Source organism: Streptomyces rapamycinicus NRRL 5491, assembly GCF_024298965.1.
In the GTDB taxonomy this organism is placed as follows: Bacteria; Actinomycetota; Actinomycetes; order Streptomycetales; family Streptomycetaceae; genus Streptomyces; species Streptomyces rapamycinicus.
Genome location: NZ_CP085193.1, coordinates 3,421,865 through 3,447,584 on the forward strand (window position 1 = coordinate 3,421,865; position 25,720 = coordinate 3,447,584).

The following is a 25,720-nucleotide window of genomic DNA, read 5'->3' on the forward strand; positions in this document are numbered from 1 at the left end:
CTTGGTGTCACGGCCACGGACGTTTTCACGTTCGTGAGGGTGGGTCATCATATGAGCGTCAGTCATCAGATTTCCTCATGAAACTCGATACCGCCGCCCTGTGCCGTGCGTTCACGCAGCTCGATCCGGCGAATCTTCCCGGAAACCGTCTTGGGCAGGTCGGCGAACTCCAATCGGCGGATCCGCTTGTACGGCGCGAGCACCGCCCGCGAGTGCGCGAACAGCGCCTTTGCCGTGTCCGGGCCGGGCTCCCAGCCCTCCGCGAGGACGACGTACGCCTTCGGCACGGCGAGCCGCAGCGGGTCGGGGGCCGGGACGACGGCGGCCTCGGCGACCGCCTCGTGCTCCAGCAGCGCGCTCTCCAGCTCGAACGGCGAGATCTTGTAGTCGGACGCCTTGAAGACGTCGTCGGCGCGGCCGATGTAGGTGATGTAGCCGTCGGCGTCGCGCGAACCGATGTCCCCGGTGCGGTAGTAGCCGCCCGCCGTGGCCTCGGCGGTGCGCTCCTCGTCGCCCTCGTAGCCGGTCATCAGGCCGACCGGGCGGCCCTCGGAGCCGGTGAGGTCGAGGCTGATCTCGCCCTCCTCCCCGGGCCGGCCGGTGACCGGATCGAGCAGGACGACCCGGAACCCGGGAGTGGGCCGTCCCATCGAACCCGGCTTGAGCGGCTGTCCGGGGGTGTTGGCCACCTGAACGGCGGTCTCGGTCTGACCGAAGCCGTCCCGGATGGTCACCCCCCAGGCGCGCCGCACATGCTCGATGACCTCGGGGTTCAGCGGCTCGCCCGCGGCGACGGCCTCCCGGGGCGGGGTGCGCAGCTGGGTGAGGTCGGCCTGGATGAGCATCCGCCAGACGGTGGGCGGGGCGCAGAAGGTGGTGATCCCGCAGCGGTCCATCTCGGCCATCAGCCGCGCGGCGTCGAACCGGGTGTAGTTGTGGACGAAGACGGTGGCCTCGGCGTTCCAGGGGGCGAAGAGATTGGACCAGGCGTGCTTGGCCCATCCGGGCGAGGAGATGTTGAGGTGGACGTCGCCCGGCTCGACCCCGATCCAGTACATCGTGGACAGATGTCCGATGGGGTAGGAAATGTGGGTGTGTTCGACCAGCTTGGGGCGGGCGGTGGTGCCGGAGGTGAAGTACAGCATCAGGGGGTCGGTGGCGAGGGTGGGCCCGTCGGGGGTGAAGGGCTCGTGGTCCCCGACGCCGTCCGCCGTGATGGCGGCGGTCCCGGCGTCCTCGTAGGCCAGCCAGCCCTCGGGCGCGCCGCCGACCGCGATCCGGGTGTAGTCCCCGGCCACGTCCGCGAACTTGCCGGTGTCCCCGGCCCGCACGATCACATGCCGCGCCCGGCCGCGCTCGATGCGGTCGGCCAGGTCGAGCGGCCCGAGCAGCGGGGTGGCGGGGATGACGACGGCGCGCAGCTTCATCGCGGCCAGCGCGGTCTCCCACAGCTCGGCCTGGTTGCCGAGCATGACCACGATGCGGTCACCGGCCCGCACGCCCCGCTCGCGCAGCCAGTTCGCGGCCCGGTCGGAGCGGCGGCGCAGCTCCTCGAAGGTCAGGCGGATCTCGCTGCCGTCCTCCTCGACGATGTGCAGGGCGGTACGGTCGCCGCCGCGCCCGGCGATTCCGTCGAACCAGTCCAGCGCCCAGTTGAACCGCTCCGGGCGGGGCCAGCTGAACCCCTCGTACGCCGCCGCGTAGTCCTCCCGGTGACCGAGCAGGAAGTCCCGTGCCGCGCGGAAGTCCTGGGCCGGATTCATTGCTGTCACTTGTCCTCCTGAAGGGCGTACCGCTCGCTAGCATCGTGCGACGGGTGATCTGAGTCTCACTACCCCCGGACGGGGGTGGCGCTGGATGCGGGAGGTGGCCGTGGCGGGATCGGACGGGGCGGGATCGGACAGGGCCGCCGACATGCGAAGCGCGCTCCAGCGGATGCGCCGACGCGGCGGACTGCCCGTCGCGTTCGGCGGGCTCTTCTCGGGCGCACGGCAGTTCCGGATCTCGGAACTCACCGGCACCACGACCAACTCCCTGCGGGGCCTGGCCATCACACCCGGCAACGGCCTGGGCGGCAAGGTCCTCACCATGTCCCGGCCGATCTCGGTGGCGGACTACCCCACCTCGCGGGCGATCAGCCATGAATACGACGCGGCGGTGGGCGCGGAGGGGTTGCGCTCGATGCTCGCGGTGCCGGTGGTGGTGCGCGGGCAGGTGCGCGGGGTGCTGTACGGCGCGCTGCGCCAGCCGCTGGTGCTCGGCGACCGGGCGCTGGGCTCGGCCGTGGAGGCGGCCCGCGAACTGGAACGGGCGCTGGAGCACGAACTGGTGCAGGAGCTGGCGGCGCGGGACGAGGCGCAGCGGCTGCTGGCCGAGGCGCGGCAGCGGCGGCTGCGGGGGCAGCCGCGGTGGGCGCCGCCGACGGAGGAGACCGATCCGGCGGTATGGGAGGAGGTGCGCGAGGCCCATGGCGATCTGCGGGCCCTGGCGCACCGGGTGCCCGACCCCCAGCTGCGGGCGGAGATACTCACCGCCTGTGGCCGGCTGGCCAGGGCCTCCTCGGGGCACGGCCGGGAGCGGGAGCGCCCGGGCGGGGTGGAGCTGTCGCCGCGCGAGGTGGACGTACTGGCGTGTGTCGCGTCGGGGGCGACGAATTCGGCGGCGGCGGAGCGGCTGGGGCTGCGGCCGGAGACGGTCAAGAGCTATCTGCGGTCCTCGATGCGGAAGTTGGGGGCCCGCACCCGTCTCCACGCGGTGGTCGAGGCCCGCCGGGCGGGGCTTCTGCCGTAGCGCGCGTAGCGCGCCGGGCGCTGAGGTTCTTGGGTCGGCTGGGTCTTCTTGGGTCGGGTGGGTCTTCTTGAGTCGGCTGGGTCTTCTTGAGTCGGCTGGGTCTACTCAGGTCGGCCGGGTGCGGCTTTCGTCTCGCGCCTTCGGCGCGATTGAGCAGCGGGGCAGGAGGCGGGAGCGCGGCCCCGTCGCCGGGCACCGGGTCGGCGGGGGCGGGCGCCGGTGGCGGCTTCCGTGCCCTGGCGGTCAAGGCCCCTCCGGACCGCGGACCGGTGGATCCCAGGGCGGCTCTCCGGGTGCCCCTCGAAAAAACACTTGATCTGGAGCAACTATCGCGTCAAGCAGCCCGCCGCGACCCCTAGGGCGCACCACGGTCATATAGGGCGATATCCTGCACTGAGGTCAGTGCTCGCGACAGGAAGGTGAGGACCCTCTATGTCCGAGCGCCGCCGCACCCCGCGTCCCACGAAGCGCCGCCCCTGGCGGCGCCCCGCCGGGGCGGACCGGGCCGACGCCACACCCCGCCCCGCCCCGGGCTCGCCGCGCGGCGAGCCGCCCGCCGCGGCCGACGGGGCCCCGCCCGAGGTGGACGAGCGCAGTGTGGTGGACGCCACCGTGTACCGCGACGGCCGCCGGGTCGGCACCCCCGGCTCCCTCGCCGCCACCTACCGGCGGCTGCGCGCGGAGACGGGCGCCATGGCGTGGATCGGGCTGTACCGGCCGAGCGAGGCTGAGCTGCTCTCGCTCGCCGAGGAGTTCGATCTGCACAAACTGGCCATCGAGGACGCGATGGAGGCCCATCAGCGCCCCAAGCTGGAGCGCTACGGCGAGACCCTCTTCGTGGTGCTGCGCGCCGCCCGCTACCTCGACGCGCCCGAGGAGGTGGACTTCGGCGAGCTGCACGTCTTCGTGGGCCCCGACTTCGTCATCACCGTCCGGCACGGCGCCGCCCCGGACCTGTCCGCGGTGCGCGCCCGGATGGAGTCCACCCCCGAACTGCTGGCGCTGGGCCCCGAGGCCGTGCTGTACGCGATCCTCGACGCGGCCGTGGACGGCTACGCCCCCGTCGTGGCGGGGGTGCAGAACGACATCGACGAGATCGAGACCGAGGTCTTCCGCGGCGACCCCGAGGTCTCGCGGCGCATCTATGAGCTCTCCCGCGAAATGGTGGAGTTCCAGCGCGCCACCCGGCCGCTGGTCGGGATGTTGCACGGGCTGATGGCGGGTTTCGACAAGTACGGCACCGATGAGGAGCTCCAGCGCTATCTGCGGGACGTGGCCGACCACGTCACCCACACCAGCGAGCGCGTGGACGGCTTCCGCTCCGCCCTCACCGACATCCTCGCGGTCAACGCCACCCTGGTGACCCAGCAGCAGAACGCCGAGATGCGGGCGCTGGCCGAGGCGGGCTTCGAGCAGAACGAGGAGGTCAAGAAGATCTCCGCCTGGGCGGCCATCCTGTTCGCCCCCACCCTGGTCGGCACCATCTACGGGATGAACTTCACCCATATGCCCGAGCTGCACTGGGTGCTGGGCTACCCGTTCGCGATCCTGCTGATGGCGGTGGTCTGCGTCAGCCTGTACCTCATCTTCAAGCGCCGCGGCTGGCTCTGACGGCGTAACACCTCTCCGGTCGGCCCGGCGGTTCTAGGGAAACCCTCGATGAACCGCTGATTCAGCCGTTTTCCGTAGCCCCTCCATGCCGTTTGTGCTTCGATGCCGTGCGGCACGGCACCGGCGGGCGAGCGACGGGAGTGGGCGTATGGACCGGCGAGGGTTCCTCAGGGGCGCGGCCGCACTGTCCACCGCGGGGCTGGTCACCGCCGTCGGCGGCACCGCGACGGCCACCGCCGCACCGCCCCGGCCGACCGCCGCCCAGGACTGGCTGTCGGCCATCGCCGACGCCACTCCGGTCCAGCGGCTGACCCTGCCCGGAACCCACGACTCCGGCGCCCGCTTCGGCGGTCCGTGGACGGAGTGCCAGAACACCACCATCGCCGACCAGCTGGCCAGTGGCATCCGCTTTCTGGACATCCGCTGCCGCGCCTTCGAGAACGCCTTCCCCATCCACCACGGCGCCTTCTACCAGAACCTCAACTTCGACGACGTGCTCGGCGCCTGCCGCTCCTTCCTCTCCGCGCATCCGTCGGAGACCGTGCTGATGCGGGTCAAGCAGGAGTACTCGGAGGAGAGCGCCGCGGAGTTCCGCCGGATCTTCGACACTTATCTGGACGACAAGGGCTGGCGCTCGCTGTTCCGCCTGGACAACACCCTCCCCGCCCTGGGCCAGGCCCGGGGCAGGGTGGTGCTGCTCGCCGACTCGGACAACATGCCGGGGGTGCGGTACGGCGACGTCGCGCTCTTCGACATCCAGGACGACTACATGGCGGAGCCGATCGGCAAGTACCCGAAGATCGAGGCGCAGTTCCGCAAGGCGGCGGCCCAGCCCGGCAAGCTCTTCATCAACTACGTCTCCACCGCCGCCCTGCTGCCGCCCCGCTCCAACGCTGACCGGCTGAACCCCCGGGTGAAGTCGTTCCTGGAGGGCGCCGAGGCACAGGTCTTGACCGGGCTCGGGATCGTTCCGATGGACTTCCCGAACACCACGTCCGGCCTGGTCGACGCCCTCGTCCGGCACAATCCGGCGGGCTGACCGCGGGGCGTCAGCGGCCGTGGGTCCGGCGGAAGACGCTGACCGCCGGGTCCGCGTAGCGCACCAGCTCCAGCGCCTGCTCCGGGAACCACTCCCCCGCCTCGGGGTTGACGGTCCCGCGCACCGGGTCCAGGGGCCCGTCGGTGCCGCGCAGGCAGCGCCCGTCCGACTCGCCCGGCGTCTTCACCCACAGCGCGGCGTCCAGCAGCGCCTCACCGGTGCTGGTGGTGGGGCGCCGGCCGAGGCCCCGGCCCGGCGGGTTGCACCATGACTGGACGTCGTTGTGCCGGTGGTGCGCGGCCCTCGGGGTCCAGGGGCCCTGGCCGTTGCGGCTGGTGTCGGTGACGTAGTGCTTCATCCGGGCCGGGTCGTCCGGTACGTGGTGGCGCAGCCAGCGGCGGGCGTGCCGCCGCGACCAGCTCTGCTCGGCGCAGTCCTCGGGGTCCCCGCCCTCGTCGGCGTAGGCGAGGCAGGAGGAGACCAGCCGGCCGTACCAGGCGCTGTCCTGGTCGGTCTGGTAGTGGGAGACATTGAGGGCGAAGCCGGTGGCGCGGTCGATCCCGGCCTTGATCAGCCGGGGCACGATGCTGCTGACGGAGTGCCAGCCGGAGTGGCCCGCGTCCAGGTACACCGACGCGTTGCCGAGCGCGCTGAGGACGTCGACCGCGTAGTTGATCTCGGAGTAGCGGGCGGCGGTCTCCGAGTCCTCGACCACGGGGGTGTCCAGGTCACCGGTGTCGTTCGCGTCCTCGGGGGTCACGGGGTCGGGCGTGGGCAGCGGGGGCAGCTCGGGCAGGGTGCTGGGCTGCTCGGCGGAGGGCTCGGGGTCGGGGCTCTGGGACGCGGCGGGCTCGGGTCCGGCGGCTTCCAGGTCCTCCCGGGGCATGGGTGCCAGGAGCTCGGAGGCGTCGGGGCGCGAGTCGGCGGACTGCGAGTCGGCAGACTGCGAGTCGGTGGACTTCGGGTCCGTGGACTGCGCGGCCTCCTGGCCGGTGCCGGAGGCGGCCGACGCGGCGGGCGGGGCCGTGGAGGCGTCGGGGTCGGGCAGCGGCGGCAGTTCGGTGGGCGATGCCTCGACGGCGGGCGGCTCCTCCGCGGCGGTCTGCTCCTCGATGGCCGTCTGCTCCTCTACGGCCGTCTGCCCGGGCTGCTGCGACTCGACGGCGGTCTCCTCGGCGTTCGAGGCGTCGGCGCAGTCGGAGGGCAGCAGCGCCAGCGAATCGGGTTCGAGGACGATCATCACCTTACGGTCGCCGATGCCCGCGGCGACGGCGTCGATCCACGCCTGGTACGCGGCGAGGCCGTCGGCTCCCCCGCTCGAGTAGCTGCCGCAGTCCCGGCCCGGGATGTTGTAGAGGGCGAGGACCGGCAGCCTCTCCTGCCAGCCCGCGCTGCGGGTCGTCCGGCGGACCAGCCGCGTGACCTGCTCCGGGGTCTCGTCCCCGTACCAGACCGCGTGCGGTGTCCGCACCATGGCGAGGAGCCCGGCGGAGTCACGGAAGTCGCCCCGCCAGGCGAGCCGGGCCACCTGGCGGTAGGAGTCCCGGTCGGGGGGCGGGGCGTAGAGGCGGGCCACGCGCGGGGACTCGTCGTCGTCCTCCGACACGGCCGCGCTCACCACGGGGCTGATCAACAGGGGCAGGGTGGCCGCGGCCACGACGGCCGTCGACACGGTGAGGATCTTGCGTCTCTTACGCACGTGCGCACTCCAGGGGGGCGGCAGGACCAAGGTCGGTTTCTGACTCTCACTCAGAAACCGGCACCCGGCAAATGCACCCCCCGCCAGATGGCGGAGGGTTTTTCCCGCTCAGGAGTGGCCTTATGTCAGACGATCCTTCTGTGATCTGATGCGATTTCAGGCGACCGAGCCGATCCGGTCCGAGGGCGCCCGGGTGTCGTGGTGGATCGGGGTCCGGGCACCCGTCAGCGGCGTGCCGCTGCCGCCCCGCCGATTCGCGACGATCTCGCCCGCGATGGACAGCGCGGTCTCCTCGGGCGTACGGGCGCCGAGGTCCAGCCCGATCGGGGAGCGCAGCCCGGCCAGCTCCGGCTCGCCCACACCGGCCTCGCGCAGCCGCCGCAGCCGGTCCCGGTGGGTGCGGGCGGAGCCCATCGCGCCGACGTACGCCACGGGCAGCCGCAGCGCCCGCTCCAGCAGCGGGACGTCGAACTTCGGGTCGTGGGTGAGCACGCACAGCACCGTACGGCCGTCCACCTCGGTCCGGTCGAGATAGCGGTGCGGCCAGTCGACCACCACCTCGTCGGCGTCCGGGAAGCGTCGCTCGGTCGCGAAGACCGGACGGGCGTCGCAGACCGTGACGTGGTAGTTCAGGAACTTCCCGATCCGCACCAGCGCGCTCGCGAAGTCCACCGCCCCGAAAACGATCATGCGCGGCGACGGCACGCTGGACTCGGCGAGCAGCGTGACGGGCCGCCCGCAGCGGCTCCCCTCGGCGCCGATCTCCACGGTCGCGGTGCGCCCGGCGTCCAGCAGGGCACGGGCCTCCGCGGCGGCCGTACGGTCCAGTTCCGGGTGGCCGCCCAGGGTGCCGTCCCAGCCGCCGTCCGGGCCGACGAGCAGGGCGCGGCCCAGCAGCTCGGGCGGGCCGTCCACGATCCGGGCCAGCGCGGTCGTCCGGCCCTCGGCGGCGGCGGACGCGGCCTCGGCGAACACCGGGCGCAGCTCGCGGTCGCCCGCCCGGACCGGGCTGACCAGGACATCGATGACCCCGCCGCAGGTCAGGCCGACCGCGAAGGCGTCCTCGTCGGAGTAGCCGAAGGTCTCCCGCACGCTCTCGCCGGTGCTCAGCGCCTCCTGGCACAGCTCGTACACCGCGCCCTCGACACAGCCGCCGGACACACTGCCGACCGCCGTGCCCTCCGCGTCCACGGCGAGGGCGGCGCCGGGCAGGCGGGGTGCGCTGCCGCCCACGGAGACCACGGTGGCGACGGCGAAGTCCCGGCCCTCCGCGCACCAGCGGTGCAGCTCGGCGGCGATGTCCAGCATGGTGATCAGCTCCTCGGACGGCCATGTACAGGCCGCCTATATTCGCGTCAACGCGCCGGGCCCGCGAAATCTGCCCTCAGCCGCCGGTCAGATGTTCCGGGCGGACGGGCACCCGCCTCAGGGGGAGGCCCGTGGCGGCGCGGATGGCGGCGACGACGGCCGGGGTGGAGGAGAGCGTGGGCGCCTCGCCGACGCCGCGCAGCCCGTACGGGGCGTTGTCGTCGGCCAGCTCCAGCACCTCCACCGGCATGGCCGGGGTGTCCAGGATGGTGGGGATCAGATAGTCCGTGAACGACGGGTTGCGCACCCGCGCCCCGTCCCGCGAGACGACGATCTCCTCCATCACGGCGAGCCCGAGCCCCTGCGTCGAACCGCCGTGGATCTGCCCGACCACCGACAGCGGATTGATCGCCTTGCCCACGTCCTGCGCGGCCGCCAGCTCCACCACCTTGACCAGGCCCAGCTCGGTGTCGACCTCGACGACCGCGCGGTGGGCGCAGAAGGAGTACTGCACATGGCCGAAGCCCTGTCCGGTGCGCAGATCGAACGGCTCGGTCGGCCGGTGCCGGAACTCCCGCTCCAGGTCGATCGCCTCCTCGCCGAGGATCCCGGCGAGGTCGCCGATCACCTCGCCGCCGTCGGTGACCACCTTGCCGTCCTCCAGCCGCAGCCGGTCGGGCTCCGCCCACGCGGGGCGGGAGGCGCCGAACCGCTCGCGGCCGCGCCGCAGCACCTCCGCCCGGACCGCCTCGCAGGCGTGCTTGACGGCGCCGCCCGTCATATACGTCTGGCGGGAGGCGGAGGTGGAGCCCGCCGAGCCGACCCGGGTGTCGGCCGGGTGGAGGGTGACCCGGTCGACGCCCAGCTCGGTGCGGGCGATCTGGGCGTGCACGGTGACCCCGCCCTGGCCGACCTCGGCCATCGCGGTGTGCACCAGGGCGACCGGCTCGCCACCGATCACTTCCAGCCGGATCCGGGCCGTGGAGTAGTCGTCGAAGCCCTCGGAGAAGCCGACGTTCTTGATGCCGACCGCATAGCCCACCCCGCGCACCACGGCCTCGCCGTGGGTGGTGTTGGACAGCCCGCCCGGCAGGGCCCGTACGTCCACCGGGCCGCCCGCCGCCTCCCAGGCGCGCCCGGGCGGCATCGGCAGCGCCTTGACGCGGCGCAGCAGCTCGGCGACCGGGGCCGGGGAGTCGACCAGCTGCCCGGTGGGCATGGTGGCGCCCTGCGACATGGCGTTGCGCTGCCGGAACTCCACCGGGTCCAGGCCGAGTTCGGCCGCCACCGCGTCCATCTGCGCCTCGTAGGCGAAGCACGCCTGGACGGCGCCGAAGCCGCGCATCGCACCGCAGGGCGGGTTGTTGGAGTAGAGGGCGATGGCCTCGACGTCCACGTTCTCCACGACGTAGGGGCCGATGGACAGGGAGGCGGCGTTGCCGACCACCGCCGGGGAGGAGGAGGCGTACGCGCCGCCGTCCAGGACGATGCGGCACTGGACGTAGAGCAGCATGCCGTCGCGGGTCGCGCCGTGCTCGTAGGTGAGCTTGGCGGGGTGGCGGTGGACATGGCCGAAGAAGGACTCGTACCGGTTGTAGACGATCTTCACGGGCCGTCCGGTGCGCAGCGCCAGCAGACAGGCGTGGGCCTGCATGGACAGGTCCTCGCGAGCGCCGAACGCCCCGCCGACGCCGGACAGCGTCAGCCGCACCTTGTCGGCGGGCAGCCCGAGGACGGGGGCGAGCTGGTCGCGGTCCACGTGCAGCCACTGGGTGGCGATGTAGAGGTCCACCCCGCCGTCCTCGGCGGGCACCGCGAGCCCCGACTCCGGGCCGAGGAACGCCTGGTCCTGCATGCCCACCTCGTAGTCCCGGCGGACCACCACATCGGCGCGGGCCCGGGCGGCGGCTACATCGCCGCGCCGGACCGGCTGGCGGTGCACGATGTTCGGATGCGGGACGTGGGACGCGTGGTGGTCCCGGCGGCCGGGGTGGAGCAGCGGGGCGTCCGGCGCGGTGGCGGTGGCCTCGTCCACGACCAGCGGCAGCTCCTCGTACTCCACCTTGATCCGGGCGGCGGCGCGGCGGGCGGTCTCGGGGTGGTCGGCGGCGACGATCGCGACGGGCTCGCCGTGGAAGCGGACCCGGTCCTTGGCGAGTACGGGCTGGTCGTGGATCTCCAGGCCGTAGTGGGTCCCGGCGGGCAGGTCGTCATGCGTCATGACGGCGCACACCCCGGGCAGGGCGAGCGCCCCGGCGGTGTCGATGGACCGGATCGCGGCGTGGGCGCAGGGGCTGCGGAGGGTGAAGCCCCACAGCATGTCCTCGTGCCACAGATCCGAGGAGTACGCGAACTCGCCGGTCACCTTGAGGGTGCCGTCCGGGCGCAGGGTGGACTCGCCGACGGTCCCCCGGGTGGCGCCGGTGGCCTGGGTGAGGGTGGCGGGGGCGCGGTCGGCTGCCATGGTCAGACCGCCTCCCCGGTGCGGGCGGCCGCGAGCCGGACCGCGTCGAGGATCTTCTCGTAGCCGGTGCAGCGGCAGAGGTTGCCGGAGAGCGCCTCGCGGATGTCGGCGTCGGAGGGGTCGGGATTGCGCTCCAGCAGCTCATCGGCGGCCACCAGCAGCCCGGGGGTGCAGAAGCCGCACTGGACGGCGCCCGCGTCGATGAACGCCTGCTGGACCGGGGCCAGCGGGGCGACCTGCCCGGGGCGGGTCGGCTCGGGCTGCCGCGGCGTCCCAGGCGTCTCCGGGTGACCCTCCTCGGGCTCACCGGGGCGGACGGTTCCAGCCGCTTCGCCGGACCGCTGCCGGGCGTGGTCCGCGAGCCCCTCGACGGTGACCACCTCGCGGCCCTCGGCCTGCCCCGCCGCCACCAGGCACGCGCATACCGGCACCCCGTCAAGACGGACCGTGCAGGAACCGCATTCGCCCTGCTCACAGGCGTTCTTCGAACCGGGAAGCCCCAGCCGCTCGCGCAGCACGTACAGCAGGGACTCGCCCTCCCAGACGTCATCGGCCTCGTACGGCCGCCCGTTGACCCTCATGTTCACGCGCACTGTGCGGTCCTCCCCTCTCCCTCGCGATACGCCTCCCAGGTCCAGCCGAGCGTGCGGCGCGCCATGACCCCCACCGCGTGGCGGCGGTAGGCGGCGGTGCCGCGTACGTCGTCGATCGGGCGGCAGGCCCCGGCGCACAGCTCGGCGAAGCGCCGGACGGCCGACGGGTCGAGGGGCGCGCCGCTGTCCCAGAAGCCGCCCTCGTCCAGCGCCGCGCCCAGGAACTCCTCGGCCTCCCGGGCCCGTACGGGCGTGGGCGCGGCCGATCCGATGCCGGTGCGCACGGTGCGGGTGCGCGGATGGAGCGCGACGGCGAAGGCGCAGACCGCGATCACCATGGCGTTCCGCGTGCCGACCTTGGAGAACTGCTGCGGACCGTCCGCTCGTCGGATGTGCACCGCCCGGATCAGCTCATCGGGCTCCAGGGCGTGGCGCTTGACCCCGGTGAAGAACTCCTCGACCGGGATCCGCCGGGTGCCGCGCACCGACGCCACCTCCACCTCGGCCCCGGCCGCCAGCAGCGCGGGATGGGCGTCCCCGGCGGGCGAGGCGGCGCCGAGGTTGCCGCCGACGGTGCCGCGGTTGCGGATCTGCGGTGAGCCGACGGTGTGCGCGGCGAGCGCGAGGCCCGGCAGCTCGGTCCGGAGCTCGTCGATGATCCGGCTGTACGGGACGCCCGCGCCCAGCCGGACCGTACGGTCGGTGCTCTCCCATTCGGCCAGTTCGGCGACGCGGGTCAGATCGAGCAGATACTCGGGCCGCCGGTGATCGAAGTTGATCTCGACCATCACATCGGTGCCGCCCGCGATGGGCACGGCGGTGGGGTGCTCGGCCTTCGCGGCGAGCGCCTCCTCCCAGCCGGCGGGGCGCAGGAAGTCCATGGGTCTCTCTTCTCGAATCGTCGGCGTCGTCGGGAGGGGCTCCCCTCCAAGAACTGTGCACACGGCTCAACGCCAGTAGACCGAGGTGTGGGCCACCTGGTGCAGTCACCAAAGACATGAAGCAATTGGCTGGCCAGGGGGCAGGTCTTGTAGATTCGAACGAACGGCGGGGGCCGAAAACCTCGCGGTATTCGACCGGCAACACGGAACAAGATCGGCTGGCATCACATGCGGCTGCGCGCACTGCTGGAGAACGACACCCTGGGGCTGCGTCTGCTCGGCGGCGAGGACGAGCTCGACCGTACCGTGCGCGGCGTGATGACCACCGATCTGCGCGACCCCAGCCGCTATCTCTCGGGGGGCGAGCTGGTGCTGACCGGGCTCGCCTGGTGGCATGAGCCGGAGGACTCCGAGCGGTTCGTCCGCATCCTCGCGGCGGCCGGAGTGGCGGGTCTCGCGGCGGGCGAGGCGGAGCTGGGAGCCGTGCCCGAGGATCTGGTGCTGGCCTGTGGCCGCCATCGGCTGCCGCTGTTCTCCGTGGTCGAGGCCGTCGCGTTCGCCACGATCACCGAGCATGTGGTGCGCCGGGTCTCCGGTGAGCGGGCCGGGGATCTGGCCGCGGTCGTGGACCGGCACCGCCGGATGATGACGTCCGGGCCCGCGGGCGGCGGCCCCGAGGTCGTCCTGGACCTGCTCCGCTCCGACCTGGACCTGACCGCGTGGGTGCTCTCCCCCACCGGCCGCCGGATCGCGGGCCCGACCGCCGCCGGAGCCGCCGCGGAACCGCCCGCCGCGGTCCGCGCCCAGCTGGCGGGCGAGCAACTGGCCGCCCGCCGCGACGGGCGGCGCGGCCCGCACCGGCTGACCGCCGCCGACGGCATGACGTACTCCCTCTTCCCCATCCGCAGCGGTGACCCCGGCGACGACGTGCGCGAGACCGTGCTGTCCGACTGGGTGCTGGTGGTCGGCGCGGACGCCGACGAATGGCCGGAGGGGCGGCTGGATCTGCTCGACGGGGTCACCCAGCTGATCGCGGTCGAGCGCGACCGGCGGAACGCCTCCCGCACGGTGCGGCGCAGGCTCGCCCAGGAGGTGCTGGAGCTGGTCCAGTCGGGCGCGCCGCCCGCCGAGATCGCGGCCCGGCTGCGGGTGGCCGCCCCGGTGCTGCTGCCGGGCCTCGGCACGGCGCCGCACTGGCAGGTGGTGGTGGCCCGGGTGGAGTGGGGCGTCACGGCGGAGCGGGAGTACGGCGCGGACGGCGGGACGCGGCTGGGCGACGCGGGGAAGGGCGCATACGGCGGGGCGCGGGGCGGCGGGGACGCCGGGGCGCAGCTGGGTGGCGCGCGGAAGGGCGCGGACGGCGGGGCGCGGAAGAGCTCCGCTGCCGGGGCGCGGGAGGGCGCCGTGCGAGGCGGCGCCGCATGGGACGGGAGCGCGCGGGACCGGGGCGCGCGGGAAGGCTCCGCGCCGGGCGGCAGGGGCGTCCCCGGCGGCGGCCAGGTGGCCCAGTCGCTGCTGGAGGAGATCCTGGTCGACCCGTACGCGACCGGGCCGGAGCCCTCGGACCGGATCGCCGTGGCGCACACCGGCGACGAGGCGGTGGCGCTCGTCCCCCTCCCGGCGCTCGTAGGCGGCCCGTCGGACGGCGCCACGGACCGCCCGGAGACGGCGGAGGCGCAGGCCGACGAGCTGCTCGCCACCGTCCGGGAGCCGCTCTCCCGGGGCCTGGACGGCGACGGCCGGCTGACCCTCGGCGTCAGCGCCGCCGTGCACTCCGCCGACGGGCTGCGCGGCGCCCTGGAGGAGGCCCGGCACGCCCGGCGCGTGGCCGCCGCGCGCCCCGGGCGGGTGTGCGCGGCCGGGCATCAGGAGCTGGCCTCGCACGTACTGCTGCTCCCCTTCGTCCCGGACGATGTGCGGCGCGCCTTCACCGCCCGGCTGCTGGATCCGCTGCGCGAGTACGACCGGCGCCACCGGGCCGAGCTGATCCCGACCCTGGAGGCGTTCCTGGACTGCGACGGCTCCTGGACGCGCTGCGCCGCCCGGCTCCATCTGCACGTCAACACGCTGCGCTACCGGGTCGGCCGGATCGAGCAGCTGACCGGGCGCGAGCTGTCGCGCCTGGAGGACAAGCTGGACTTCTTCCTCGCGCTGCGCATGAGCTGACGCGGCCCCGGGGGCGCCTGCGAAGGCACTCGCGGAGGACTCTGCGAAGGCGCCCGCGGAAGCGTCTGCGAAGGCGCCCGCGGAAGCGTCTGCGAAGGCGCCCGCGGAAGCGTCTGCGAAGGCGCCCGCGGAGGCGCCCGGAGCGCGCCTCCGTGCCCCACCGCGACATCACCCTTGCCAGGGGTTTGTGAATTCATTCACACCAACCTCTTGGCCGGGCGCGCGCATTCGTGCTGAGATTCGCCCACGGCTTCCGGCTCGATGGCGCGCTTGGGGAGGGCAATGTGGCGGACACCGCCATGTCACCACCTGGATCGTCAGGTTCCCATTCCGAGGTAAGAACGGGGCGCGGGCTCGACCCGCTCGTGGACGACCCACTCGACACGGCGGTATGGCGGCTGCGCTCGCGCGGCTGCTGGAAGGACGCCGCCGAGCTGCTCACCCCACGGGCGGCGGACGACGCCTCGGCCGCGCTCAAGCGCAGCGTCGTCCTCACCGAACGGTGCATGTACACCTCCACCGGCTGGGACGCGGCCGAGGACGCCCTGCGGGCGGCGGAGGCGCTCGCGCTCACCGACACCGAGCGCGGCGCGACCGCGTGCGAGCGCGGCTATCTGGCGTACGCGTCCACGCTGCTCGGGGTGCGGGACCGGGCCGACGAGGCGCGGACCGCGCTCGGCCGCGCCGCCGCGCTGCTCTCACCGGGCTCCCCGATCCGGCCGCTGCTGGACTTCCGGCGCGGGCTGATCTCCCAGCACCTCGCCCACAACCCGACCGGCGCGCTGGCCGCCTTCCAGCGCGCCCACGCGGGCGCGGCGGCCCACGGCGACACCTTGCTGCGCTCGTTCACCTGGCGCCATCTGGCCGCCATGGCGGAGGCGGACGGCGATCTGCCCGACGCACGGCACGGCTTCGCGGAGTCGCTGCGGATCCGTGAGGAGCTGGGCTACCTGGTCGGCATCGCCCCGGCCCTGGCCGCCCTGGCCGACGTGGAACCCGACCCGGACGAGGCCGCCCGCCTGCGCACCGAGGCCGGCCGCCTGGTCCGTCTCCTGGGCGGCGTCCCCGTCTGGCTCGCGGAACAGCTGTCCACGGAGGAGACCGCCGACTGACCCGGCCGGGGGTGTGGGACGTATCGATTTGCGGCTCCGCCGCGTGGCAAGGGCTTCGCCCCTGGACCCCGGGGTCTGGGGCGGAGCCGCCCTGGACCCCGGGGTCTGGGGCGGAGCCCCACCTAACAGCCCCTCCAGGGGGCACCTCCCAGCGGTAGCTGGGGGAGTTTGAGGAGCGGGGTCTGGGGCGGAGCCCCAGTTTCGGGAAGGGGCGGGGCGGGGAAGAGCCCGCCGCAGGCGCCAAGACCCGCCGGACGCCCCCTACCAGCCCCCAGTCCCCGGCCCCCAGCCCTCAGACCGTCGGGGCGAAGTGGGCCCTGGTGAGGGATTCGACGGTGTCGAGGTCGCGGGCGGCCAGGGCGTCGAGGAGGGCCATGTGCTCCTTCGCGTCGGCGACGAGGTCGGCGGTGCGGGTGACGCGGCCGCAGGCCAGGGGCCACTGGGCGCGACGGTGCAGATCGTCGGTGACGATCACGAGCTGCTGGTTTCCGGCCAAGCCGAGCACCGTCTGGTGGAAGGTGCGGTCCGACTCCAGGTAGGCGGCCCGGTCGCCCCTTACGGCGGCCGCCGCCGTCGCCTCGGCGAAGGGCCGCAGCCCGGCCCAGCGCTCGGGCGCGATCGCCTCCGCCAGGCTGAGCATCACCGGGACCTCCAGCAGTGCCCGCACCTCCGCGAGCTCGGCCAGCTCGCGCTCGCTGCGGCGGGCGACCCGGAAGCCCCGGTTGGGCACCACCTCGACGGCGCCCTCGCCCGCGAGCTGCTGCATGGCCTCCCGTACGGGGGTGGGAGAGACGCCGAAGCGCTCGGCGAGCACCGGCGCGGAGTACACCTCGCCCGGGGTCAGCTCGCCGCCGGCCAGCGCGTCCCGCAGGGCGTCCAGGATCTGGCCGCGCACCGAGTGCCGGCGCGGTGACCTGCGTGCCGCGGGCGCGCCACAGGAGGGCAGCGGCTCCATCGCCGCCTGTGCTTCGGACTGCTCCACTCCGGTCCTCCTGACATTCCATCGAAACGATATGCGGAGGCCGCCCCCGGGCAAAGCCCGTAAACATCATTTAAGGTCGCAGTAACGTTGCGCCTCGTACACGGACCGTAGCTCAATCGGCAAGCCGATCGGTCGGATTACCCGCGATCGGGTTCCGTGAATAGAATCAAGCCGCTTGCACAGCGCGAGTGTTCGGATCGCATCGCACCTATTCGCGTGTCCCCCCGCCCACTTGGCGGCCTCTTGTCCCAAAACCGCTCGAGGCCCGGCAGGACTCCGCCAGGATGTCGCGCGCGGTAGGCCGTACTGCGGCCAGAACTTCATGGAAGCCAATCAAGGGGCACCGGATGAGACTGACCGACATATCGCTGGTTCTGCCAGTCGTCGTGGCGCTCGCCGGCGTCGTGGGGGCGGCGGTTGTCCTCGCGCGCGGCCGACGGAAGAAGGACGAGAGCGTCATCACCGACTCCTGGGAGCGCAGCGAGGAACGTCGGCGCCGTAAGGAGGCCATCTACGGGATGGCCGCCTACATTCTGCTGTTCTGCTGCGCCGGGGTGGCCGCCGCGCTCTCCTTCCAGGGCCTGGTGGGCTTCGGGCGGGAGAACCTGGCGCTGACCAACGGCTGGGAGTACCTGGTGCCGTTCGGGCTCGACGGCGCGGCGATGTTCTGCTCGGTGCTGGCGGTGCGGGAGGCCAGCCACGGTGACGCCGCGCTCGGCTCGCGCATGCTGGTGTGGCTGTTCGCGGGCGCCGCGGCCTGGTTCAACTGGGTGCACGCGCCGCGCGGCATGGGCCACGCGGGCGCCCCGCAGTTCTTCGCGGGCATGTCGCTCTCGGCGGCGGTCCTCTTCGACCGGGCCCTGAAGCAGACCCGCCGGGCCGCGCTGCGCGAGCAGGGCCTGGTGCCCCGGCCGCTGCCGCAGATCCGCGTCGTCCGCTGGATACGCGCTCCGCGCGAGACCTTCGCCGCGTGGTCGCTGATGCTGCTCGAGGGCGTGCGGACGCTGGACGAGGCCGTCGAGGAGGTCCGCGAGGACCGGCGCGAGAAGGAGCAGAACCGCTCCCGCCGCCGCGACCAGGAGAAGCTGGACCGGGCCCGGATCCGGGCGATCAACCGGCAGCACCGGATGTGGGGCCGCCGCGGCGGCCGTCAGGTGGAGGTCACCGCCGCCACCCCGCCGCCCGCGCAGCTCAGTTCGGAGCCTGCCATAGGCGAGAAGGTGCTGGAGACCGCCGGGGCCCCGGAGCAGGCCCAGCTGGGCGCCGCCTCCACCCGGCCCGCCCTGCGCTCCGCGGGCGGCGCCGAGTCCGCGACCGGCGACCTGGGCCATGAGCGGGACAAGGACCGCGACCGGGATTTCAGCTTCGGCTTCGGTGAGAAGGACAAGGGCGCCGAGGCCGACCGTTCCCACACCATCGACCTCACGGCCGAGGACGACACCCTCACCCTCCCGCGGCTGGACTCCCTCGAGGAGAAGCTGGCGCAGATCGAGCGCGCCTTCGGCTGAGCGGGGCTGAGGCGGCGGCCGGGGCGGGGGCACGGATCCCCGCCCGCCGCCCGGCGGGTCCGTACCGCGCAGGGCGCCGACGCGCCACGACGTCAGGCACCGGCACATGCCACACGTCAGGCACCGGCACACGCCACACGTCGTGCGCCGACGCGTCACAACGTCCGCGCCACGCGTCGATGGAACGCGGCTACGGAACGCCCTCGGCTTCGAGTTCGAACCACAGGACCTTGCCCACCCCGTGCGCCCGCACGCCCCAGGCGTCCGCGAGCGTATGCACCAGCAGCAGTCCGCGCCCGGATGTGCTGTCCTCGGCGGGCCGGTCGCGCAGCGTCGGGTGCCGGGACACGAAGTCCCGCACCTCCACCCGTAATCGCCCGGTGACGCGCGCGCCCGGCCCGTCCCCCATCGAGGCCGTGACCTGCGCACCACGGTCGGTGTGCACCAGCGCGTTGGTCACCAGCTCGCTGGTGATCAGCTCGGCCAGATCGGCCCGGCCGGGCCCGCCCCAGTGCCGCAGCATCTCGCGCAGCTCCGCGCGGACCCGCGCCACCGCCGCGAGATCGTCGTGCGCCAATCGCTTGGTCAGGACCGGGCCACGTTCCACCGGAACACCCTCCGGAACGGCCTCCGCAGCCTTCGGCCCCGCATTCGGCCGACCGCCCCCTTGCCCCCGGCCCGGCCGTACAGGCTGACGCTTCATCCTCCCCCGCCCCGGCCGCCCCCTGACGGCGGCCAGCGTCGAATGTCGTCGAACACGCTCACGGAAATGCATGCCCGCGTGTTGCCCCCCACACACCGAGGGAACTGTTGGGAGTGATCCGCTGAGTGATCCCCCGAGCTCGAGCCGAGGAGCCGTGATGCACGACGACCGACCACTGGTGGAGGGGCGCCTGGACCGCGCGCTGCGCCAGTTCATCAGGCCCGCCCAGTACCCGGCCCGGGTGCCGCTCACCCTCTCCGCGTGGCGCACCCCCGGTGAGCCGGTGCCGGTCGCGGAGGCGCTGGCGGGCACCTACGAGCCGTTCACCACCGGCACGGACTGGGGCAGTCCGTGGTCCACCTGGTGGTTCCGGCTGGAGGGCGCGGTGCCCGAGGGCTGGGCCGGGCGGCGGGTGGAGGCCGTCATCGACCCGGGCTTCACCGACGACGCCCCGGGGTTCCAGGCCGAGGGGCTGGTGTACGACGCGGAGGGCGTGCCGATCAAGGGCATCCATCCGCGCAACCGCCACATCCCCGTAGCCGCCCCCGCGGCCGGTGGCGAGCCCGTACGGCTGCTGCTGGAGGCCGCCGCCAACCCGTCCGTACTGCGCGACGGCTTCGTTCCGACCCGGCTCGGCGATGTGCTGACCGCCGGGGACGAGCCGCTGTACCGTTTCGCCTCGGCCGAGCTGGCCGTCCTCGACGAAACCGTCTGGCATCTGGTCCTGGACATCGAGGTGCTCTCGGAGCTGATGCACGAGCTGCCGGAGGACCGGCCGCGCCGCCATGAGATCCTGCGCGCCCTGGAGAACGCGCTGGACGCGCTCGACCTCCATGACGTCCCCGGCACCGCGGCCGCCGCCCGCGCCGAGCTGACCGACGCGCTCGGTCGTCCCGCGCACTCCAGCGCGCACCGGGTCTCGGCGGCCGGACACGCCCATATCGACTCGGCGTGGCTGTGGCCGCTGCGCGAGACGGTGCGCAAGGCGTCCCGCACCTTCGCCAATGTCACCGCGCTCGCGGGCGAGTACCCGGAGCTGGTCTTCGCCTGCTCACAGGCGCAGCAGTACGCCTGGGTCAAGGAGCACCAGCCGCATATCTGGGAGCGGATCAAGAAGGCGGTGGCGGACGGCAACTGGGCGCCGGTGGGCTCGATGTGGGTCGAGTCGGACGCCAATATGCCCGGCGGTGAGGCGCTGGCCCGGCAGATCGTGCACGGCAAGCGGTTCTTCCTGGAGGAGCTGGGGGTGGACACCGAGGAGATCTGGCTGCCGGACTCCTTCGGCTACACGGCCGCCTTCCCGCAGCTCGCCAAGTTGGCGGGGGTGCGGTGGTTCCTCACCCAGAAGCTGTCGTGGAACCAGGCCAACAAGATGCCGCACCACACCTTCTGGTGGGAGGGCATCGACGGCACCCGGGTCTTCACCCACTTCCCGCCGGTGGACACCTACAACGCCCGGTTCAGCGCCGCCGAACTCGCCCACGCCGAGAAGAACTTCGCCGACAAGGGGCTGGCCACGCGCTCGCTGGTGCCCTTCGGCTACGGCGACGGCGGTGGCGGCCCGACCCGCGAGATGCTGGAGAAGGCGCGCCGGCTCGGCTCCCTGGAGGGCTCGCCGACCGTCGAGATCCAGCCACCTTCGGCGTTCTTCACCGAGGCCGAGCGGGAGTACGGGGCCAAGGCGCCGGTGTGGTCGGGCGAACTGTATCTGGAGCTGCACCGGGCCACGTACACCACCCAGGCCAAGACCAAGCAGGGCAACCGGCGCGGCGAGCATCTGCTGCGGGAGGCCGAGCTGTGGGCCACGGCCGCCGCGCTGCACACGCCCGGCTACGCCTATCCGTACGACGAGCTGGACCGGATCTGGAAAACGGTGCTGCTGCACCAGTTCCACGACATCCTGCCCGGCTCGTCGATCGCCTGGGTGCACCGCGAGGCGCGGGACACCTACGAGATGGTGTTCGCCGAGCTGGAGGAGATCATCGCGGGGGCGGTGGCCGCGCTGGGCGGCGACGGGCCCGCCGTGCTCAACGCCTCGCCGTACGAGCGCGAGGAGATCGCCGTCCTGGACGCGCGGACGGCGGCCGCCCTGCCGTCCGGGGCCCCGGTCCAGCCGCTGGGCGAGGGCCGTACGGCGGTCGCGGTGCGGGTCGCCGGGCTGGGCGCGGCACCCCTGGGGACCGCCCCGCAGGCACCCGCCGCCGCCAGCGGCGCACCCCATGGGGCACCGCCGGTGACCGCCCTGAGCGACGGCCAGACCATCGTCCTGGACAACGACCGGCTGCGGGTGACCATCGACGCCGAGGGGCTGCTCACCTCGGTGCTGGACCTGGACGCGAGCCGTGAGGTGCTGGCCCCCGGCGCCCGCGGCAACCTCCTCCAGCTCCACCCCGACCACCCCAACCACTGGGACGCCTGGGACATCGACCGGCACTACCTCCGCAGCCACACCGATCTGACCGACGCCGAATCCGTGGAGCTGATCGAGTCCGGTCCGCTGCGCGCCACGGTCCGGGTCATACGGTCCTTCGGCGCCTCCCGCATCACCCAGGAGCTGACGCTGGCCGCGGGCAACCGCCGCCTCGACATCGCCACGGAGGTGGACTGGCAGGAGTCGGAGAAGGTCCTCAAGGCGGCGTTCCCGCTGGACATCCACGCCAAGGTGTCCACCTCGGAGATCCAGTTCGGCCATGTGGACCGCGCCACCCACACCAACACCAGCTGGGACGCTGCCCGGTTCGAGATCTGCGCCCACCGCTGGCTGCGGGTCGCCGAACCGGGGTACGGGGCGGCGGTGCTCAACGACTCCACGTACGGCCACGATGTGACCCGTACGGCGCACGACGGGGGCGCGGGCACGGACCCGGACACGGGCGGGGGCGCGGACACGGGCGGGGACGCGGGCGAGGTGCTGGGCACCACCGTGCGGCTGACCCTGCTGCGCGCCCCGCACAGCCCCGACCCGGAGACCGACCTGGGCGTCCACCGCTTCCGCTACGCCCTGCTGCCGGGCGCGGGCGTCGCCGAGGCGGTCGCGGAGGGGCTCGCCCTCAACCTGCCGCTGCGCACCCTCCCCGCCGGACCGGCCGAGCGGGCGCCGCTGGTGTCGGTGGACAACCCCGCGATCACGGTCGAGTCGGTCAAGCTCGCGGAGGACCGCAGCGGCGATGTGGTGGTGCGGCTGTACGAGTCCCAGGGCGGCCGGGCGGCGGGCACGCTGGTCACCGGCTTCCCGGTGCTCGGGGCCGAGGTGACGGACCTGCTGGAGCGCCCGCTGCACGAGGCGGCCACGGGCCCGGGCGGGCTGACCCTGGCACTGCGCCCGCATCAGATCCTCACGCTGCGGTTGCGGCCGGTGAGGTGAGTGGCTGAGGCCTGACGGCTACACGACGGGCGGTCGTCCGGAGCGAGTCAGCTCGACGACCGTCCGCCAGCTCATGGGTGCCCGCGTGCCGTGGCCGCCGCGCAGCCCTTCGCGTAGCCCGCTCAGGGAAGCGCGGAGGGCCGCGCGGTCGCGGAACCGCCACAGGGTCAGGGCGAGCCAGGTGGTGAGGTTGAGGGGAATGAGAACCCGGGGGAGGTTCCGCCGGGCGAGCCAGACGCGGTTACGGGCGTTGAGTCGGTAAAAGGTGGCATGCCTGGCCGGGTTGGTAGCCGGATGGTGAACGGTCACGGCGGGCAGGTAGCGGCCGGTGTAGCCGCGGTTCCACAGCCGCCAGGCCAGATCGATGCCTTCGTGGAAGAGGAAGAAGTGACCGGGCCATCCCCCGGCTGCCTTGAAGGCGGAGCGGCGGATGAGCACGACACCTTCGGCCATGACGGTCACGGTGCCTGCCCGAGTGGGGTCGGAGGCCCGCAGACGCGGCACCCAGCGGCGCTGCGTGACACCGCTGTCGGGGTCGGTGATACGTGGCTGTACGTAGGCGAGCCGGGCGTCGTTGTCGAGTTCGGCGGCGAGCTTGGCCAGCGCCTCGGTGGACGGGAGGACCGCGTCGTTGTCGAAGAAGAACAGGTAGTCGCACTCGTCGGTGACGGCGGCGGCGCCGACGTTGCGCCCCTCGGGGATACCGACGTTCTCGGGCAGTTCGACGGTGCGCACGTCGGCGGGGACCTGGGCAGGGCGGCAGCCGTTGCCGACGACCACCACGTCGAGATCGACGCCCTGCTGAGCCAGCAGGGAGGCCATGGCCCGAGGGAACTCCTCGGGCCGGTCGTTCATGGTCAGCACCACCGCGCCGACCTTGGGGCGCGGGGCGCCAGCGGTCACAGAAGGGTCCTCACTGCCTATGAGCCACCCCGCGTTCGGGTGGTCGTCATCGAGTCGTCACTGTCTGCTCGCATAGCCTACTGGCCCCGGTGGGGTGCCGTGGACGCAGCGAGCAGGGCACTGAAGGCGGCGGGGAGAGCGGCGCGGAGGGCCCGTTGAGTGGTCTGAGTGTCGTGGGGGCGCCGGTTGACGAGCGTGTCGGCGACGGCGAAGACAGCCGCTGCGTGGACCGCGCGGTACGCGGCGACGGCGAAGACGGCGGCGGCTTCCATGTCGGCGGTAAGCACCCCGGAGGCACCGTATTGGGCGACTTCGGCTTCCGTCTCCCGGTAGGGAGCGTCGGTGGTCCATGTGGGTCCGCTGCGGGCCGGGACCCGGGTGGCGCGGATGGTGCGAACCAGGTGGTCGGTGAGATCCGGCGAGGGCCGGATGGAGGCTGTCGGAGGGAGGTAGTGCCGGGACACGCCCTCGTCGCGGAGGGCTTCCCGGCAGACCACGAGAGTCCCCGGGAGCAGGTCGGGACTGAGCGCGGCAGCGGTCCCGACGGTGATGAAGCGGGTGGCGCCGAGCGTGATGAGTTGTTCGAGGACCAGAGCGGCAGCCGGGGCGCCAACGCCGAAACCGCCACAGAGCCCGAACGCGTGGCCGTGGTGGTCGAACATGCGAAGGTCGCCGCGAATCCACTCGTTGAGCAGGCGTGGGCGGTAGCACCTGTCGGCGTACTCCATGACATGGGCCTGGTAGACGATGACGATGCCGGCAAAGTGTTTGAGCGTGGCGCCGGGGTGCCGGGCCCGCACTCGGGCGGCGTGCTCGGCCGGATCCGGCACGGCCGGAAGCTCGTGCTTACCGGGGTGGAGAGGGAAAGCTGTCGGGCTCACTGGGCTTCCCTGGTCGTGAGGACGTTGGTGAGCAGCTGTTCGGCGTGGCGGTCGACGTGGTCGAGAATGTGCCAGGGGAGCACGGCGTCGTCCATGTGCCGCAGATGCCGGTCGTAGTCGAGGCCGTGGCGGGTCATGGCCTCGGCGAGCTGGGCTTTGGTGAGGGTCTTCAGGTCAGTGCCTGAGTCGTAGAGGTCTTCGAGGACGTGACCGACGCGGCGGTCCCCACGCGAGCAGACGACTTCCAGGCGCATGCGGCTGGTCTCGCCGTACACCACACGGTATTACCGCTCGAAGTCCTCGTTCCCGACCAGACTGCGCAGTCGGTCGCTGATCTGATCGCCGTATGCCTGCACCACGTCAGGGTCAGCCATGCGCAGACGCTGGGTCGGCGTGCCGGGCTTGGGCATGAACTGGTGCAGCTTGATGATCACGCTGCCGTCCGGGCGGCCGAGGAGCCGACGAATGCGATGGGCGTAATCGGCAATAGCGAGCCGGTCGTCTTCGCGTTCGCCAGGAGCCCCGATGATGAAGTACAGCATGACCGTATTGATGTTCCGGTTGGCGCCACACAGCTCGATGGCCTTGTCGACGCGTTCGGGTGTCTGCGTCTTGCCGTAGAGGGCCACAAGGTCGGGGGCGGCCCACTCGGGTGCGATGGTGATGATGCCGCGCGCTTGGGAGAGGTTCAACTCGGTGAACAAGTGTCCGAAGTCGCCGAGTTCGGCCACGGCGTTCAGATAGTCGGAGCTGATCTCATCGGCCCGGATCGAGCCGATGATCGTGGTGACCTTGTCCCCCTCGGCGGCGGCGCGGTCGGCGTAGGCGCGGATGTGCTCCAGCAATTCACGGCGGTGCTTGTACTGGGTAAAGGTCGGCGCGCTGATGATGATGGTTCGGACCTTGAGCTGTTCCAGGTGGTCGATGTAGTCGGTGAGCATGCCGAGCGGGGCCTGCCGGAACGGGGGAATGCCGAGGTTGCAGAACGCGCAGCTGTGTCGGCAGCCGACAACCGGATGTATACCTGCGGCGGTGCCGTCGGTGATCGGGTAGGTGAAGTGCGCATCATGCAGCTCCGCGAGAGTGAGGTACTGGGCTTGCACGTGTCCCGGGATTGCCCGTGTCCTGGAGGTGATGCCGCTGATGCCGCCACCAGGCAGGAATGTGGGCTCGTACAGGGACGGCACATACAGGCCAGGGACGCGGGCGAGCTGCTCCAGCAGATGTGCCCGCTCAGTCGGCTCGCTGTCATGGGCGTGGACGATGCGCAGCAGTTTGGGCAAGGAACGCTCGGCTTCGCCAAGTGCGATGACATCGACGTAGTCGGCCATCGGCTCAGGGTTCGCCAGGCCCATGTTCCCGCCGACGACGAGGGGATGCACACCGGACTTCCGCTCCACAGCACGGCGTGGGATCCCTGCCAGGTCCAGTAGGCGCAGGGCACTGTGGAGATCTCCGGAGTTGACCATGGACAGGCCCACCACATCGGCTTCGCTGACCGGCAGCGGGGATTCGACGCTGCGGTAAGGCTCGCCATCGGATGTGGTGAGCCGGTTCCCGTCATGGACGAGGCAGTCGTACTGGAGGGCGCGCTCGGCCACAGCGGGGATACCCGGGCTGCGGTTGACCAGGTCGTACAGGCCCATCGGTCCGCCGCACATCAGGCTGTAGGCGTGGCTGAAGGGGAAGAGGAACACCATCCGCAACAGCTCGTTC

19 protein-coding genes are annotated in these 25,720 nt (G+C 72.6%); 7 read left to right on the forward strand and 12 right to left on the reverse strand.

Annotated features, from left to right (window positions below; all coding sequences use genetic code 11):
• Positions 1-65: 65 nt before the first annotated feature.
• The gene (locus LIV37_RS13805; RefSeq protein WP_020867737.1) at positions 66-1,763 is read right to left on the reverse strand and encodes an AMP-binding protein; all 1,698 of its coding nucleotides are present in this window, start codon (positions 1,761-1,763) and stop codon (positions 66-68) included.
• A gap of 151 nt (positions 1,764-1,914) precedes the next feature.
• Between LIV37_RS13805 and LIV37_RS13810 the strand changes: the two genes are divergently transcribed.
• The 3 genes from LIV37_RS13810 to LIV37_RS13820 all read left to right on the forward strand — a co-directional run bounded on the left by LIV37_RS13810 (position 1,915) and on the right by LIV37_RS13820 (position 5,440).
• A complete protein-coding gene (locus LIV37_RS13810; RefSeq protein WP_243146343.1) occupies positions 1,915-2,790 on the forward strand; it encodes a helix-turn-helix transcriptional regulator in 876 nt (291 codons plus the stop codon).
• 432 nt (positions 2,791-3,222) lie between these two features.
• Complete coding sequence (locus LIV37_RS13815; protein WP_020867739.1) at positions 3,223-4,401, forward strand: magnesium and cobalt transport protein CorA; 1,179 nt, start codon at positions 3,223-3,225, stop codon at positions 4,399-4,401.
• A 148-nt stretch (positions 4,402-4,549) separates the two neighbouring features.
• Entirely contained in the window at positions 4,550-5,440 is an 891-nt protein-coding gene (locus LIV37_RS13820) for a phosphatidylinositol-specific phospholipase C (RefSeq protein ID WP_020867740.1), read from the forward strand.
• Between the two features lie 10 nt (positions 5,441-5,450).
• Here the strand turns inward: LIV37_RS13820 and LIV37_RS52050 are convergent, their stop codons facing one another.
• From LIV37_RS52050 to LIV37_RS13850, 5 genes are all read right to left on the reverse strand, one after another.
• On the reverse strand, positions 5,451-7,139 hold the full coding sequence (locus tag LIV37_RS52050; RefSeq protein WP_020867741.1) for a glycoside hydrolase family 6 protein: 1,689 nt from the start codon (positions 7,137-7,139) through the stop codon (positions 5,451-5,453).
• A gap of 156 nt (positions 7,140-7,295) precedes the next feature.
• Positions 7,296-8,447, reverse strand: a complete 1,152-nt coding sequence (locus LIV37_RS13835) for an XdhC family protein (protein ID WP_020867742.1) — start codon at positions 8,445-8,447, stop codon at positions 7,296-7,298.
• A 76-nt stretch (positions 8,448-8,523) separates the two neighbouring features.
• A complete protein-coding gene (pucD, locus tag LIV37_RS13840; RefSeq protein ID WP_020867743.1) occupies positions 8,524-10,911 on the reverse strand; it encodes a xanthine dehydrogenase subunit D in 2,388 nt (795 codons plus the stop codon).
• Positions 10,912-10,913: 2 nt separating this feature from the next.
• Entirely contained in the window at positions 10,914-11,504 is a 591-nt protein-coding gene (locus tag LIV37_RS13845) for a (2Fe-2S)-binding protein (protein ID WP_020867744.1), read from the reverse strand.
• Positions 11,495-12,385, reverse strand: a complete 891-nt coding sequence (locus LIV37_RS13850) for an FAD binding domain-containing protein (RefSeq protein ID WP_020867745.1) — start codon at positions 12,383-12,385, stop codon at positions 11,495-11,497. The genes LIV37_RS13845 and LIV37_RS13850 overlap by 10 nt, the downstream gene beginning before the upstream one ends.
• A gap of 228 nt (positions 12,386-12,613) precedes the next feature.
• Between LIV37_RS13850 and LIV37_RS13855 the strand changes: the two genes are divergently transcribed.
• Together LIV37_RS13855 and LIV37_RS13860 are read left to right on the forward strand one after the other, a co-directional pair.
• Positions 12,614-14,551, forward strand: a complete 1,938-nt coding sequence (locus tag LIV37_RS13855; protein ID WP_121825496.1) for a PucR family transcriptional regulator ligand-binding domain-containing protein — start codon at positions 12,614-12,616, stop codon at positions 14,549-14,551.
• Between the two features lie 299 nt (positions 14,552-14,850).
• The gene (locus tag LIV37_RS13860) at positions 14,851-15,663 is read left to right on the forward strand and encodes a hypothetical protein (protein WP_214663441.1); all 813 of its coding nucleotides are present in this window, start codon (positions 14,851-14,853) and stop codon (positions 15,661-15,663) included.
• A 292-nt stretch (positions 15,664-15,955) separates the two neighbouring features.
• On the opposite strand, the gene LIV37_RS13865 is transcribed toward LIV37_RS13860, so the two are convergent.
• A complete protein-coding gene (locus LIV37_RS13865; protein ID WP_214663442.1) occupies positions 15,956-16,618 on the reverse strand; it encodes a GntR family transcriptional regulator in 663 nt (220 codons plus the stop codon).
• Between the two features lie 374 nt (positions 16,619-16,992).
• On the opposite strand from LIV37_RS13865, the gene LIV37_RS13870 reads away from it, so the two are divergent.
• Complete coding sequence (locus LIV37_RS13870) at positions 16,993-18,153, forward strand: DUF2637 domain-containing protein (RefSeq protein ID WP_020867750.1); 1,161 nt, start codon at positions 16,993-16,995, stop codon at positions 18,151-18,153.
• A gap of 190 nt (positions 18,154-18,343) precedes the next feature.
• Here the strand turns inward: LIV37_RS13870 and LIV37_RS13875 are convergent, their stop codons facing one another.
• Positions 18,344-18,760, reverse strand: a complete 417-nt coding sequence (locus tag LIV37_RS13875; protein WP_020867751.1) for an ATP-binding protein — start codon at positions 18,758-18,760, stop codon at positions 18,344-18,346.
• A gap of 253 nt (positions 18,761-19,013) precedes the next feature.
• Between LIV37_RS13875 and LIV37_RS13880 the strand changes: the two genes are divergently transcribed.
• Positions 19,014-22,220, forward strand: coding sequence for an alpha-mannosidase (locus LIV37_RS13880; RefSeq protein ID WP_020867752.1), 3,207 nt, complete (start codon positions 19,014-19,016; stop codon positions 22,218-22,220).
• 18 nt (positions 22,221-22,238) lie between these two features.
• Here the strand turns inward: LIV37_RS13880 and LIV37_RS13885 are convergent, their stop codons facing one another.
• The 4 genes from LIV37_RS13885 to LIV37_RS13900 form a co-directional block, all read right to left on the reverse strand.
• A complete protein-coding gene (locus tag LIV37_RS13885) occupies positions 22,239-23,123 on the reverse strand; it encodes a glycosyltransferase family 2 protein (RefSeq protein ID WP_020867753.1) in 885 nt (294 codons plus the stop codon).
• A 77-nt stretch (positions 23,124-23,200) separates the two neighbouring features.
• Positions 23,201-24,004 (reverse strand): nucleoside phosphorylase, encoded by an 804-nt coding sequence (locus tag LIV37_RS13890; protein WP_121825495.1) that lies wholly within the window; start codon positions 24,002-24,004, stop codon positions 23,201-23,203.
• A complete protein-coding gene (locus LIV37_RS13895; RefSeq protein ID WP_243146342.1) occupies positions 24,001-24,258 on the reverse strand; it encodes a hypothetical protein in 258 nt (85 codons plus the stop codon). Before LIV37_RS13895 ends, LIV37_RS13890 begins: the two co-directional genes overlap by 4 nt.
• Before the next feature lie 30 nt (positions 24,259-24,288).
• Positions 24,289-25,704: a B12-binding domain-containing radical SAM protein gene (locus LIV37_RS13900; protein ID WP_243146341.1), complete on the reverse strand. Its 1,416-nt coding sequence runs from the start codon at positions 25,702-25,704 to the stop codon at positions 24,289-24,291.
• Between the last annotated feature and the right edge of the window lie 16 nt (positions 25,705-25,720).